The sequence below is a fragment of the Micromonospora sp. ATLC20 genome, assembly GCF_057196585.1.
In genome coordinates this window covers 16,599-29,220 of sequence record NZ_JBXUOV010000031.1, presented here as the reverse complement: position 1 = coordinate 29,220, position 12,622 = coordinate 16,599, and the positions used below count along the sequence as shown (strand labels likewise).

Here is a 12,622-nt window from a genome sequence, read left to right as displayed (position 1 = left end):
CGGGGCCCGCACCGCTCAGCCGCGGCCGAGCTTCTCGGTCGGGGTGACGCGGACGATGACGCGCTCCTCGCCGGGGCGGCGCCAGGGGTAGGTGTCCTGGCCCAGGTACTTCTTCGCCATCCGGTCGATGTGCTCGTCGGCGCCCTCGGTGACGAACTCGACGGTGCCCTTGATCCACAGAGTGCGGTAGTCGTCGGCCTTGTCCGCCACCGACACCGCGACCACCGGGTTGCGGGACATGTTCAGGTACTTCTGCCGGCCCTTGGCCGTGTTGAACACGACGTGCTCACCGTCGGTGTCCACCCAGACCGGGGTGACGTGCGGGGTGCCGTCGGCCTCGACCGTCGCCACGTGCGCTAGCTGCGGCTCGCCGAGCAGGGCCAGGTCTTCTTCGTTGAGGATCGCCATGGTCGGAAACTACCCCGCGCGGTGCCCTCGTATCGGGCTTCGTGTCCGGATCGTGGTGGCCGTATGGGCACGCTGGGGCTCCGGGCGGGTACCGTGTGCGCTGGCCTCGGCGGCGGCCCGCCGGGGGCGCACCCACCCACCCTGCAGGGAGTCGACGTGAGCGAGCGTGTGGAGAACCGGTCGGCGGGCCAGGCCCCGGCCACCAAGGCACAGCGGCGGCTGGCCGCCCAGCTGGCCGAGAAGAAGGCAGCCGAGGCGCGTCGCCGCCGGCAGTCGATCCTCGGCGCGGCAGTGGGCGTGCTCGCGGTGGTGGCCCTGGTCGGCGGCCTGGTCTGGCTGAACAGCGGGGACGACGACAAGGCGTCCACCGCCGGCTCCTCGGCCAGCCCCACCGCACCGGCCGAGCCCACCGCGCCCGCCCAGGAGCTGCCCGCCGGCATCGACCCGGCGCTGAAGACCAAGCCGACCGTGCAGGCCGGCACCGGTGAGCTGAAGAAGCTCACGGTCACCACGCTCGTCAAGGGCACCGGGCCGGCGGTGAAGGCGGGTCAGAACATCACCACGAACTACGTGGGCGTGTTCTACAAGGACGGCAAGCAGTTCGACGCGTCCTGGGACAACGGCCAGCCGGCCACCTTCCAGATCGGCGTGGGCCAGGTCATCAAGGGCTGGGACCAGGGCCTGGTCGGCGTGCCGGTGGGCAGCCGGGTCCAGCTGGACCTCCCGGCCGAGCTGGCGTACGGCAACGACGCCGCGGGCGGGCGCCCGGCCGGCCCGCTGCGCTTCGTCGTCGACGTCCTCGCTGCGCAGTAGATCACTCCGGGCTTCCGTCCGGTCACCCAGCGGCAGTAGGTTCATGGTCACCACGGGCGGCACGTCCGCCCGTGGTGATCTGCCCACCGACGCGGAGGTGCACGTGGCGGCGCTGGACGAGGCCGGGGTGACCCGGCAGATGTGGACGCTCTACGAGCCGGTCCACGCGGTGACCTACTTTCACCCCCGGGCCCGGGCCGCGTTCGAGGCGGTCGGGCTGCGGGGCTACTGGCGCGGCTACTTCGCCGGCCGGGCCGCGCCGCTCGGGGCGGTCGACGCGCCGGCGGTGACTGCGGCGTTCTTCAGCTTCGCGCCGGCGATGGTGGCCCGCGCCCTGCCGTCGGTGTGGCGCCTGGCCACCCCGGAGGAGGCGCTGCGGGCCCGGCTCACCGGTGGTGTGCAGGCGCTCGCCGAGTTCACCTACGAGCTGCCCGAATCGCACCTGGTCGAGGCCGCCGACCTGCTGGAGGAGGCGGCCGGGCGGGTGGACACGGCCGGGCGGGTGCTCGGCGCGGTGAACGCCGCCCTGCCCCGGGGCGAATACCCGCTTGCCCGGCTCTGGCAGGCCGCCGCGACGCTGCGCGAGCACCGAGGCGACGGGCACGTGGCGGCGCTGGTGACCACGGGCCTGGAACCGGTCGAGGTGGTGGCCTGGCGGTGCCGGGTCGACCAGTCGCGCGAGTTCCACCAGCCGGCCCGGGGCTGGACCGACGAGCAGTGGACCGCTGCCGAGCAGCGCCTGGTGGACAAGGGCTGGCTGACCGCCGACCTGAACACCACGCCGTACGCCACGGAGACGTTCCGCGTGGTCGAGGAGGCCACCGACCGGGCCGCGTCGGGTCCGTGGCGGGCACTGGGCGCGGAGCGTACCGCCCGGCTGCGGGAGCTGCTGGAACCGATCGCGACGCGCTGCCGCACGATCATCCCGGCCAAGGCCCCGATCGGCCTTCCGGCGCAGCGTTCGGCGAAGGCGGCGCAGCCGCACTGAACCGGGCCGCCGACTGGGGCAGGATGGCGGAATGGTGGACGCGGTGCTCTTCGACCTGGACGGCGTGATCGTGGACTCCGAGCCGGTGTGGGAGGAGGTCCGGCGGGCGTACGTCGCCGAGCACGGCGGCGTCTGGCAACCGGACACGCAGCGCCGCCTGATGGGCATGAGCACCGGCGAGTGGGCCGCCTACCTGAGCGGTGAGCTGGGCGTCGACAGGTCGGCCGAGCAGGTCGCCACCGAGGTGGTGACCGAGATGGCCCGGCGGTACGCGCAGCGCGTACCGCTGATCGACGGCGCCGACGCGGTCGTGCGCGGCATGGCCGCGCGGTGGCCGCTGGGGCTGGCCAGTTCCTCGCCGACCCGGCTGATCGCGGCGGCGCTGGACGAGACGGGCCTGGCTGGCGCGTTCGGCGCGACGCTGTCGACCGAGGAGACCGCCCGGGGCAAGCCCGCGCCCGACGTGTGGCTCGCCGTGGCGCAGCGGCTGGGCGTCGACCCGGCGCGGTGCGTGGCGGTGGAGGACTCGTCGAACGGGGTCCGCTCGGCGGCCGCCGCCGGGTGCCGCGTGGTGGCGGTGCCGCACGCGTCGTACCCGCTCGATCCGGACGCCGAGGCGCTCGCGGCCGTGCTGCTCCCCTCGATCGGCGCGCTCACTCCCGACGTGGTCGAGTCACTCGACCGCGGTACGGCGGAATGATCGGTAGGCGGCGGGGTAGCGCCATCACGCGACGACGGTGAGGGGACGGCGATGAAGGCGATCGTGTACGAGCGCAGCGGGGACGCCTCGGTGCTCCAGGTGGTGGAGCGGCCGGTGCCGGAACCCGGGCCGGGCGAGGTGCTGGTGCGGATGGCCGTGTCGGGGGTGAACCCGACCGACTGGAAGGCCCGCCAGGCGTGGCCGCTGCCGGCCGGCTGGCAGATCCCGCACCAGGACGGCGCCGGGGTGGTCGAGGCGGTCGGTGAGGGCGTGGACCGGACGCTGATCGGTGAGCGGGTCTGGGTGTGGGAGGCGGCGTGGCAGCGCCCGTGGGGCACTGCCGCCGAGTACACGCTGGTGCCGGTCCGGCACGCGGTGCCGCTCGGTCCGGCCTCGTTCGACCTGGGTGCGGCGCTCGGTATCCCGTTCATGACCGCGCACCGCTGCCTGACCGCCGGTGAGTTCATGCCGGACAAGCTGCACGCCGGTGCGTTGAGCGACCACGTGGTGCTGGTGCAGGGCGGTGCGGGCGCGGTGGGCAACGCGGCGATCCAGCTCGCTCGCTGGGCCGACGCGTGCGTGATCGCCACGGTGAGCAGCCCGGAGAAGGCGCAGCTCGCGGCGGCGGCGGGCGCCAGCTTCGTGATCAACTATCGCGAGCAGGACGTGGTCGAGGAGGTCCGCAAGGTCGCGCCCGACGGGGTGCACACGATCGTCGAGGTGTCCGCCGCCCGCAACGCCGCCGCCGACGTCCGGATGCTGCGTACCGGCGGGGCGGTGTGCGTGTACGCGGACGACGGCGGCGACGAGGTGACGTTGCCGATCCGGCCGCTGATGGGCCCGAACGCGCGCTGGCAGTTCGTGCTGATCTACACCGCGCCGAAGGTGGCGAAGGCGCAGGCGGTCACTGACATCGCGGCGGCGGTGGCGCAGGGCGCGATCCGCGTCGGTGCGGAGGCGGGCCTGCCGCTGCACCGGTATCCGCTGGCGGAGGCCGCGGCCGCGCAGCAGGCGGTGCAGGACAGTGTGGTGGGCAAGGTGCTGGTGAGCACCGCCGACGAGTAGGCGACCGGATTTCCCCGACAGCCGGACAGACGCGAACAAGTTTCGCAACAATGACGGTGCGGGTCACCCCGTAACGGACGGGCGGCCCCGGCGCGGTGCGAACGCCGGGGCCGCCCTCTGGGAGGAATGTCCGTTGGGAACGCGTTGCTACCCGTGTAGGCGACGGTACGCCGCGAAACGTTACGACGCGGTCAGTTCCCGCACGTCGAGGCCGCCGTCGGCGTACCGCGAGCGCACCACCTTCTTGTCGAACTTGCCGACGCTGGTCTTCGGGACCGCGTCGATGAACGCCCAGCGCTCCGGCAGCTGCCAGCGCGCCACCGAGCCGGCGAGGAAGTCCCGCAGCTCCTCCGCGGTCACCGAGGCGCCCTCGCGGACCACCACGGTGGCCAGCGGCCGCTCGTCCCAGCGCTCGTCCGGTACGCCCACCACGCAGGCCTCCAGCACCGCCGGGTGGGCCATCAGCGCGTTCTCCAGCTCGACCGAGGAGATCCACTCCCCGCCCGACTTGATCACGTCCTTGGCGCGGTCGGTGAGCGTGATGTAGCCGTCCGGCGACAGCGTGCCGACGTCACCGGTCCGCAGCCAGCCGTCCCGGAACTTCTCCTCGTCCGGGGCGTCGTCGCCGATGTAGCGGGCGGTCACCCACGGCCCGCGTACCTCCAGCTCACCCACCGACGTCCCGTCGGCCGGCAGCGGCTCGCCCAGCGGGCCGACGATCCGCGCGGTCACGCCCGCCGGGACGCGGCCCTGCGTGTAGCGGTAGCGCCAGGCGTCGTCGCCGGTCGCGCCGGCCGGCGCCCGGGAGACGGAACCCAGCGGCGACATCTCGGTCATGCCCCAGGCGTGGATGACGTCGATGCCGTAGCGGTCGTGGAACGCGTGCATCAGCGCCGGAGGGCAGGCCGACCCGCCCACGATGACCTCCCTGAGCGAGGAGAGGTCCACCTCGTGCGCGTCCAGGTAGGCCAGCAGGTCGGTCCAGATGGTCGGCACCGCGCCGGCCAGCGTGGGGCGCTCGGCGGCGATCATCGCGGCGATCGGCTCGGCCTGCAGGAATCGGTCCGGCATGATCAGCGACGCGCCGGAGAGAAACGCCGCGTACGGCAGGCCCCACGACATCGCGTGGAACATCGGCACGATCGCCAGCTCGCGATCGTTCGGGCCGAGTCCGAAGCCCTCCGGCATGCAGACCTGGAGCGAGTGCAGGTAGATCGAGCGGTGCGAGTAGGCGACGCCCTTGGGGTTGCCGGTGGTCCCCGACGTGTAGCAGAGGGCGGCGGCGTCGCGCTCGTCCACCTCCGGCCAGTCGAAGTGGTCCGGGCGGTCGGCCAGCAGCGCGTCCCAGTGGTGCACGGTGATCCGGTCGCCGGCCGCGGCCAGCAGCGGCGCCGGGTCGCCACCGCCGACCACCACCACGTGGGCCACTGTGGTCATCTCGCCGATCACCCGGGCGAGCAGCGGGATGAGCGTGGTGTCGACGAGCACCACCCGGTCCTGCGCGTGGTTGGCGATGTAGGCGACCTGGTCGGGGAAGAGCCGGATGTTGAGCGTGTGCAGCACCGCGCCCATGCTCGGCACGGCGAAGTACGCCACCAGGTGCTCGTTGTTGTTCCACATGAACGTGCCGACCCGCTCGTCGCCGGTCACCCCGCACTCGTCGCGCAGCGCGTGGGCCAGCCGGGCGGCGGTGCGGCCGACCTCCGCGTACGTCATCCGGCGAGGTTCGGCGCCGGTCCAGGTGACCACCTTCGCCGCGCCGTGCACGGTGGAGCCGTGTTCGAGGATCCGGGCGACCTGGAGAGGGGCATCCATCATCGTGCTACGCATGGGTAACAAGGTAGTGGCGGCGGTCACATCTGCGGAACCCCCCGGAATCGGCTAGGTGATCACGGATGATGCGTAGATTGTCCGGGTGAGCATCTCGTGGGCCGACTCGTACGTGGGGCAGCTTCGCGCCCTGGCCGGTGACCGCACCCTGATGTTCGTCGGCGCGCGCGCCGTGGTGCGCGACAACGCCGCCCGGGTGCTGCTGATCCAGCGTTCCGACAACGGCCAGTGGGCGTTGCCGGCCGGTGCCATGGAACTCGGCGAGTCGATCGCCGACTGCGCGGTCCGGGAGGTCCGGGAGGAGACCGGGCTACGGGCGCTGCGGGTCAGCGCGTTCGCGCTCTACACCGGCCCTGATCGCACCCACACCAACATGTACGGGCACACGTACCAGGTCTTCACCACGGCGTTCCGGGTCGACGAGTGGGACGGCGAACTCGCCCGGTTCACCGACGAGACCACCGACTCCGGGTTCTTCCACCCGGCGGACTTCCCGCACCCGCTGTCGTCGAGCGTGCACGAGACGCTCGCCGACCTCGACGTGTTCGAGCAGACCAACCGGCTGATCCTCAAGTAGCCGCCGGTCACAGCATCGTCTGCGACTTCGCCTCCATGTCGGCGGCGGCCTCGTCCTTCGACTCCTTCGTCAGCGGCTTGCCGCCCGGCGCGGGCGCCTTCCCGCCGAGCGGGTCGGCGCCGCCGGTGGCGCCCTGCGGGCCGGTGCCGCGTAACTGAAGGTTCGGCATGGCCAGCGTGACCAGCACCGCGATCACGGCGATCAGCCCGGTGGTCAGGAAGACCAGGTGCAGCGACTCGACGAACGCGGCCTGGACGGCGGCGCGTACCGGGGCGGGCAGGGCGAGGATCGCCGCCGGATCGTTGATCGAGAAGTCCCCGCCGGCAGTCACCGCGGCGCGCTGTTCCGGCGGGAGCTGCGCCAGCGCACCCGGCAGCCGCGCGGACATCTCCGAGGTGAGCCGGGACGACAGCACCGCACCGAGGATGGCCACGCCGAACGAGCCGCCGAGCGACCGGAAGAACGTCGCCGACGAGGTGCCCGCGCCCAGGTCGCGGACGCTCACCGCGTTCTGCACGGCCAGGATCAGCGACTGCATGCACAGGCCCAGCCCGACGCCGATCACCACCATGTAGCCGAACGCGAGCCAGAGCGAGGTGCCCACCTGGAGCTGCTGGAACAGCAGCATGCCGGCCACCAGCACGGCCGCGCCGGCCACCGGGAACCACTTGTACCTGCCGATCCGGCTCATCGCCCGGCCGGTCAGCACCGAGGTGACGATGACGCCGGCCATCATCGGCAGCATCAGCAGACCGCTGCGGGTCGGCGAGGCGCCCTTGACGATCTGCAGGTAGAGCGGGATGAAGATGATCGACCCGAACATCACCAGACCGAGCACGAAACCCGCGCCGTTGGCGAGCGCGAACGTGGCGCTGCGGAACAGCCGCAGCGGCAGGATCGGCTCCCTGGTCCGGGCCTCCTGGACGACGAACAGCACGCCCAGCACCGCGCCCGCGGCGAACAGCCCGACGATCACGCCGGAGCCCCAGGCGTACTCGGCGCCGCCCCAGCTCAGCGCCAGCAGCAGGCAGCTCACGCCGGCGACCAGCAGCGCCGCGCCGATCCAGTCGACCGTGTGCTCCCGCCGTTCGAACGGCACCAGCCGCATCACGTGCCAGCAGACCACGATGGCGAGGATCGCCAGCGGCACGTTGATGTAGAAGATCCACCGCCAGTTGTTCTCCGCGAAGTAACCGCCGACGAGCGGTCCGGCCACCGACGACACGCCGAACACCGCGCCGAACAACCCCTGGTAGCGGCCGCGCTCCCGGGGCGACACCACGTCCGAGATGATGGTGAACGCCAGCGTCATCAGGCCACCCGCGCCCAGGCCCTGCACGCCCCGCGTGACGATCAGCTGGGTCATGTCCTGCGACAGCCCGGCCAGCAGCGAGCCGAGCAGGAACATCCCGATGGAGAACAGGAAGACCGGCCGGCGCCCGTACAGGTCGGCCATCTTGCCGTACAGCGGCGTCGAGGCGGTCGAGGCCAGCAGATACGCGGTGACCACCCACGAGTAGTGGTTGATGCCGCCCAGTTCGCCGACGATGGTCGGCAACGCGGTACCGACGATGGTCTGGTCCAGCGCCGCCAGCAGCATGCCGGTCATCAGACCGAACATCAGCAGGCGGATCTGTCGGGCGGGCAGTGCGGGACGGGCGGCCTGGGCGGTCATCCCGCTTCCTATCCCACCGGGGGCGGATCATGCCCCCGGTGGGCGTACGAGTTTCAGCGGGCGGCGTGCCGCCCCTCGGCGAACTCCTCCACGATCTTGGCGCAGAACGCCGGCAGGTCGTCCGGCTTGCGGCTGCTGACCAGGCCGTTGTCGGTGACGACCTCCTGGTCGACCCACTTCGCGCCGGCGTTCGTGAGGTCGGTGCGCAGGCTCGGCCAGGAGGTGATGGTGCGGCCCCGCACCACGTCCGCCTCGACGAGCGTCCACGGGCCGTGGCAGATCACCCCGACGGGCTTGCCGGCGTCGAAGAACGCCTTGACGAACCGGACCGCCTCCGGGTCCGTCCGCAGGAAGTCGGGGTTCGCCACGCCACCGGGCAGGACCAGGGCGTCGTACGCCCCGGCGTCCGCCTCCTCGGTGGTGACGTCGACCTGGTACTGCTTGCCGTGGTCGAGGTGGTTGAAGGCCTGGATCGTGCCGGACTCGATGGAGACCAGCTCGACCTGGGCGCCGGCGTTCTCCACCGCCTCCCGGGGCTTGGTGTACTCGACCTCCTCGACGCCGTCGGCGGCCAGGAAGGCGATGCGCTTGCCCTGAAGTGTCGCTGCCATGCTGCTCTCTCCTCTCCGGGGTACGTCTGAGACGGTTCCCCCGCCCGATGCCGCGAAACCGGACGCATCGGGTGGCCCGCGTCGCGTTTGGCCCGACGGCCCGGGGGGATCCGCAGAGGCATGGCAGGAGCAGCAGCGGAAGAGCGCCGGCTCGCCACAGTCGTGACGAGCTGGCAGCAGCGCCCCGTGCTGGTCGTCGGGGACGCCATGCTGGACGAGTGGCGGTTCGCCGAGTCGGAGCGGCTCTGCCGGGAGGCGCCCGCACCGGTCCTCACCCTGCGGCGGCGGATCTCCGCGGCCGGGGGCGCCGCCAACACGGCGGTGAACGTCGCGGCGCTCGGCGGCCGGGCCGCGCTGGTCGCCCCGGTCGGCGCCGACGTGGCCGGCGACGAACTGCACGACTGCCTGGACCGGGCGGCGGTCTGGGACCGTACGGTGAGCCAGCCGGGCCGGCCCACGCCGGTCAAGCGGCGGATGCTCGCCGGCAACCAGATCCTGCTCCGCGAGGACTCCGGCGGTCCGGAGGACGGGCTGGACGCCGACGGCGTGGCCCGCCTGCTGACCGCGCTGCACTGCGCCACCGAGGAGCTGCGCGCGGTGGCAGCCGGTCAGCCGCTCACGCTTGTGGTCTGCGACTACGGCCTGGGCGCGCTGCCGTCGGCGGTGCGCGCCTGGCTGGTCGCCAACCGCGACCGGTACGGCACCGTGGCGCTCGACGCGCACGACCTGGCCGACTGGCGCGGACTGAACCCGACAGTGGTGACGCCGAGCTTCGCCGAGGCGACCCGGCTGCTGGCCCGTGCCGCCGCCGGGTTCGCGCACGCCGAACGGGGTGCCGTCCCCAGCGGCGACGTGCACCTGGACCACCTGGCCGAGGCCGACGGCCCGTCCGAGCTGATGGTGGGCGCCGCGCCCGGCGGGTCCGGTGAGCGCGTACCGGGCAGCCCGCACCCGACCTCCGGTACGCCCGCCGCCGAGGCCCCTTCCGGCCCGACCGGCGAGCCGATGCCCGGCGAGGAGCGGGTGGCGCTGACCGGCGACGGCCTGAGCGTCACCGGGACCGGCGTGACGGTGAGCGCGGCGGCCGGCGCCGGCGTGGACCGGGCCGTGCTGGCCGAGTCACGCCTGCCCGAGCTGCGCGCGCACACCGGTGCCGACGTGGTGGCGGTGACCCTGGACACCGAGGGCGCTGTGGTCGGCGGCGCCGAGGGCGAACCCCGGCGCAGCCACAGCACCCCGGTCCCGGCGAGTCACGCGGTGGGCGCCGGGGACGCGTACCTGGCGGCCATGACGCTGGCGCTCGCCGCCGACGCGGGCCTGCCCACCGCCGCCCAGCTCGCCCAGCTCGCCGCCACCATCACGGTGGCCGACACCGGCACCTGCGTGTGCCGGCGGCAGGACCTGCTGGCCGCGCTCGGCACCGGTCCGGAGGAGGGTGGGCACCCGGCGCTGGTCGGCGCCGACGAACTGGCCGCGCTGGTGGACGAGCACCGGCAGGCCGGCCGCTCGGTGGTGTTCACGAACGGCTGCTTCGACGTGCTGCACCCCGGGCACGTCCGCTACCTGACCCAGGCCCGTGCGCTCGGCGACCTGCTGATCGTGGCGGTCAACTCGGACGGCAGCGTCCGCCGGCTCAAGGGCCCGGACCGGCCGGTCAACCCGGTCGAGGACCGCATCGCGCTGCTGGCGGCGCTGGCCTGCGTCGACCACGTGGTGGTCTTCGAGGAGGACTCGCCGGCCCGGCTGATCGAGGCGGTCCGGCCCGACGTCTACGTCAAGGGCGGCGACTACCCGCCGGAGATGGTGCCGGAGGCGCCGCTGGTACGGCGGCTGGGCGGGCAGGTGCGCACACTCGGGTACGTGCCGGACCGCTCCACCTCGGCGATCATCGACCGGATCCGCGCCCACCCGGTCACTGACACGGTCGGCGAGAGCAGGCCGGCGTGACCCGTCCGCTCGACCCGGGCACGCCCGGACGGTTCCGGCACCACCGGCGGCTCGACGTGCTGATCCCCACCCGCAACCGGCCCGCCGAACTGGCGGTCACCCTGTCCGGGCTGGCCGCCCAGGAGGGCGTACCCGGGTTCGGGGTGGTGGTCAGCGACCAGTCCGACGGTGAGCCCGCGTACGCGCACCCGGCGGCGGCCACCATGGTCCGGGCGCTGCGCCACCGGGGGCACCCGGTGCTGCTGACCCGGCGGCTGCCCCGGCGCGGCCTGGCCGAGCACCGGTCCTACCTGCTGGCCCAGTCGGCGGCCGACGCCGTGCTCTGCCTCGACGACGACGTGTGGCTGGAGCCGGGCGCGCTGTCCCGCCTGGTCACCGCGCTCGACGAGCTGGGCTGCGGGTTCGTCGGCAACGCGGTGCACGGCCTCTCCTACGCCGACGACGTCCGCCCGGACACGCACCAGCACTACGAGGAGTGGACCGGGCCGCCGGTGCCGGAACGGATCATGCCCGGCACGCCGGAGTGGCACCGGGCGTCCATCCACCCGGCGGCGAACCTGCTGCACATCACCGAGAAGCTGAACCTGGCGGCGGGCGAGTGGCGCGCGTACAAGGTCTCCTGGGTCGGCGGCTGCGTGCTCTACGACCGGGCCAAGCTCGTCGACGCCGGCGGCTTCGACTTCTGGGAGCGGCTGCCCGAGCGGCACCAGGGCGAGGACGTCGCCGCGCAGCTCGCCGTGCTGGAGCGCCACGGCGGCGCCGGGGTGCTGCCCAGCGGGGCCTACCACCTGGAGTCGCCGACCACTGTCACCGAACGCGACGTGGAGGCGTGGGAAGTGGTGCTCAGCGAGTCGCCGGCGGAGGTGTGAGCAGCTCGCGGGCCGCCTCGACCACCTCGGCCACCGGCACGTCGGCCACGAACGACACCCGGTGCGGGCACTCGCCGTCGCCGGGCCGGTGCGGGTAGATCCCGGGTGTGCAGTCGACGCCGCAGACCGGGCAGTGGGTGGTCCAGGCGGCGATCGGGCGGTGCCGCCCGCGCAGCGGCGACGCCCCGTTGATCAGGTTGCCGACCCAGAAGACACCGACTGTCGGCGCGCCCACCGCGGCGGCCAGGTGCAGCGGGCCGGTGTCGTTCGAGACCACGAGCGCGCAGTCCGCGTACGCGGCCGCGAGCGCGCCCAGGCTGAGCGTGCCGACCTGGGGACGCACCGGAACGCCTGCCGCCGCCACCACCGCGTCGACCGTCTCCTGCTCGGCGGGGGTGCCGGTGACCAGCACCTCGTACCCGTCTCCGGTCAGCTCGCGCGCGACCTCGCCGAAGCGTTCCGGCGGCCAGCGCCGCCGCGTGTCGGTGGCGCCCGGGTGCAGCGCGACCCGCGGCCGGGTGGGTTCGCCGAGCACGGCGGCTGCCTCCGCCCGGTCGGCGGCGGTGACCGCCAGCGCCGGGGTGATCGTGGTGGCGGGCGCGCCGACCAGGGCGGCCACCTCCAGGTAGCGGATCACCTCGTGCTGGTAGTAGACGTAGCGCAGCCACCGGTCCAGCGGCGGCGCTCCCTCGGCCCGCAGACCGGCGGTGACCCGCGCGCCGAGCCCGGCCACGAACGGGTTCGAGTTGCCGCCGCCGCCGTGCACCTGCAACGCCAGGTCGAACCGTTCGGCGCGGGCGGCGGCCAGGAACGCCGGGACGTCACCCGGCGACTCGCCGGGCCCCGGGTCGCGGATGCCGGGCACCGCCGGCACCACCAGCACCCGGTCCACCGGGCCGGGCCGGTCGCGCCAGAGCGCCGCGTGCCACGGCGCGCCGAGCAGCACGATCTCCGCCGACGGGTACGCCGACCGCAGCGCGTCCAGCGCCGGCAGCACGAAGATGAAGTCGCCGAGCGCGTTGGCGCGCAGCACGGCGATCCGTTCGACGTCAGGGACTCGCTCGCCGACCGGTCCGAGCACCGACGACGGCCCCAGGTCGCGGCGCGGCGAGTCGGAGTCGCCCGACGGGCTGGTCACG

Annotated in this window: 12 protein-coding genes; 7 read left to right on the top strand and 5 right to left on the bottom strand. The window is 73.5% G+C overall.

Annotated elements, in window-relative coordinates; all coding sequences use genetic code 11:
• Nucleotides 1-15: 15 nt before the first annotated feature.
• Entirely contained in the window at nucleotides 16-408 is a 393-nt protein-coding gene (locus AC2CHG_RS09965; RefSeq protein ID WP_120572015.1) for a PPOX class F420-dependent oxidoreductase, read from the bottom strand.
• A 63-nt stretch (nucleotides 409-471) separates the two neighbouring features.
• Here AC2CHG_RS09965 and AC2CHG_RS09960 point away from each other — a divergent pair, with 63 nt between their 5' ends.
• From AC2CHG_RS09960 to AC2CHG_RS09945, 4 genes are all read left to right on the top strand, one after another.
• A complete protein-coding gene (locus AC2CHG_RS09960; protein WP_262015373.1) occupies nucleotides 472-1,221 on the top strand; it encodes an FKBP-type peptidyl-prolyl cis-trans isomerase in 750 nt (249 codons plus the stop codon).
• 139 nt (nucleotides 1,222-1,360) lie between these two features.
• Nucleotides 1,361-2,209 (top strand): SCO6745 family protein, encoded by an 849-nt coding sequence (locus AC2CHG_RS09955; protein WP_484524606.1) that lies wholly within the window; start codon nucleotides 1,361-1,363, stop codon nucleotides 2,207-2,209.
• A gap of 31 nt (nucleotides 2,210-2,240) precedes the next feature.
• Complete coding sequence (locus AC2CHG_RS09950) at nucleotides 2,241-2,909, top strand: HAD family hydrolase (protein WP_262015372.1); 669 nt, start codon at nucleotides 2,241-2,243, stop codon at nucleotides 2,907-2,909.
• A 51-nt stretch (nucleotides 2,910-2,960) separates the two neighbouring features.
• Nucleotides 2,961-3,974, top strand: a complete 1,014-nt coding sequence (locus AC2CHG_RS09945) for an NADPH:quinone reductase (RefSeq protein ID WP_262015371.1) — start codon at nucleotides 2,961-2,963, stop codon at nucleotides 3,972-3,974.
• 180 nt (nucleotides 3,975-4,154) lie between these two features.
• Here AC2CHG_RS09945 and AC2CHG_RS09940 read toward each other — a convergent pair whose 3' ends face one another.
• Nucleotides 4,155-5,789, bottom strand: a complete 1,635-nt coding sequence (locus AC2CHG_RS09940; RefSeq protein ID WP_366618904.1) for a fatty acid--CoA ligase — start codon at nucleotides 5,787-5,789, stop codon at nucleotides 4,155-4,157.
• 100 nt (nucleotides 5,790-5,889) lie between these two features.
• On the opposite strand from AC2CHG_RS09940, the gene AC2CHG_RS09935 reads away from it, so the two are divergent.
• The gene (locus tag AC2CHG_RS09935) at nucleotides 5,890-6,381 is read left to right on the top strand and encodes an NUDIX domain-containing protein (RefSeq protein ID WP_018785677.1); all 492 of its coding nucleotides are present in this window, start codon (nucleotides 5,890-5,892) and stop codon (nucleotides 6,379-6,381) included.
• A 7-nt stretch (nucleotides 6,382-6,388) separates the two neighbouring features.
• Here AC2CHG_RS09935 and AC2CHG_RS09930 read toward each other — a convergent pair whose 3' ends face one another.
• Together AC2CHG_RS09930 and AC2CHG_RS09925 are read right to left on the bottom strand one after the other, a co-directional pair.
• The gene (locus AC2CHG_RS09930) at nucleotides 6,389-8,056 is read right to left on the bottom strand and encodes an MDR family MFS transporter (RefSeq protein WP_396882067.1); all 1,668 of its coding nucleotides are present in this window, start codon (nucleotides 8,054-8,056) and stop codon (nucleotides 6,389-6,391) included.
• 53 nt (nucleotides 8,057-8,109) lie between these two features.
• Nucleotides 8,110-8,667, bottom strand: coding sequence for a type 1 glutamine amidotransferase domain-containing protein (locus AC2CHG_RS09925; protein ID WP_194798915.1), 558 nt, complete (start codon nucleotides 8,665-8,667; stop codon nucleotides 8,110-8,112).
• A 120-nt stretch (nucleotides 8,668-8,787) separates the two neighbouring features.
• Between AC2CHG_RS09925 and rfaE2 the strand changes: the two genes are divergently transcribed.
• Together rfaE2 and AC2CHG_RS09915 are read left to right on the top strand one after the other, a co-directional pair.
• Nucleotides 8,788-10,614, top strand: coding sequence for a D-glycero-beta-D-manno-heptose 1-phosphate adenylyltransferase (gene rfaE2, locus AC2CHG_RS09920; protein ID WP_366618364.1), 1,827 nt, complete (start codon nucleotides 8,788-8,790; stop codon nucleotides 10,612-10,614).
• Entirely contained in the window at nucleotides 10,611-11,483 is an 873-nt protein-coding gene (locus tag AC2CHG_RS09915; protein WP_355512385.1) for a glycosyltransferase family 2 protein, read from the top strand. Before rfaE2 ends, AC2CHG_RS09915 begins: the two co-directional genes overlap by 4 nt.
• Here AC2CHG_RS09915 and AC2CHG_RS09910 read toward each other — a convergent pair.
• Nucleotides 11,458-12,621, bottom strand: coding sequence for a glycosyltransferase family 9 protein (locus AC2CHG_RS09910; RefSeq protein WP_484524597.1), 1,164 nt, complete (start codon nucleotides 12,619-12,621; stop codon nucleotides 11,458-11,460). The two genes, AC2CHG_RS09915 and AC2CHG_RS09910, sit on opposite strands and share 26 nt — an antisense overlap.
• Nucleotide 12,622: the final 1 nt, after the last annotated feature.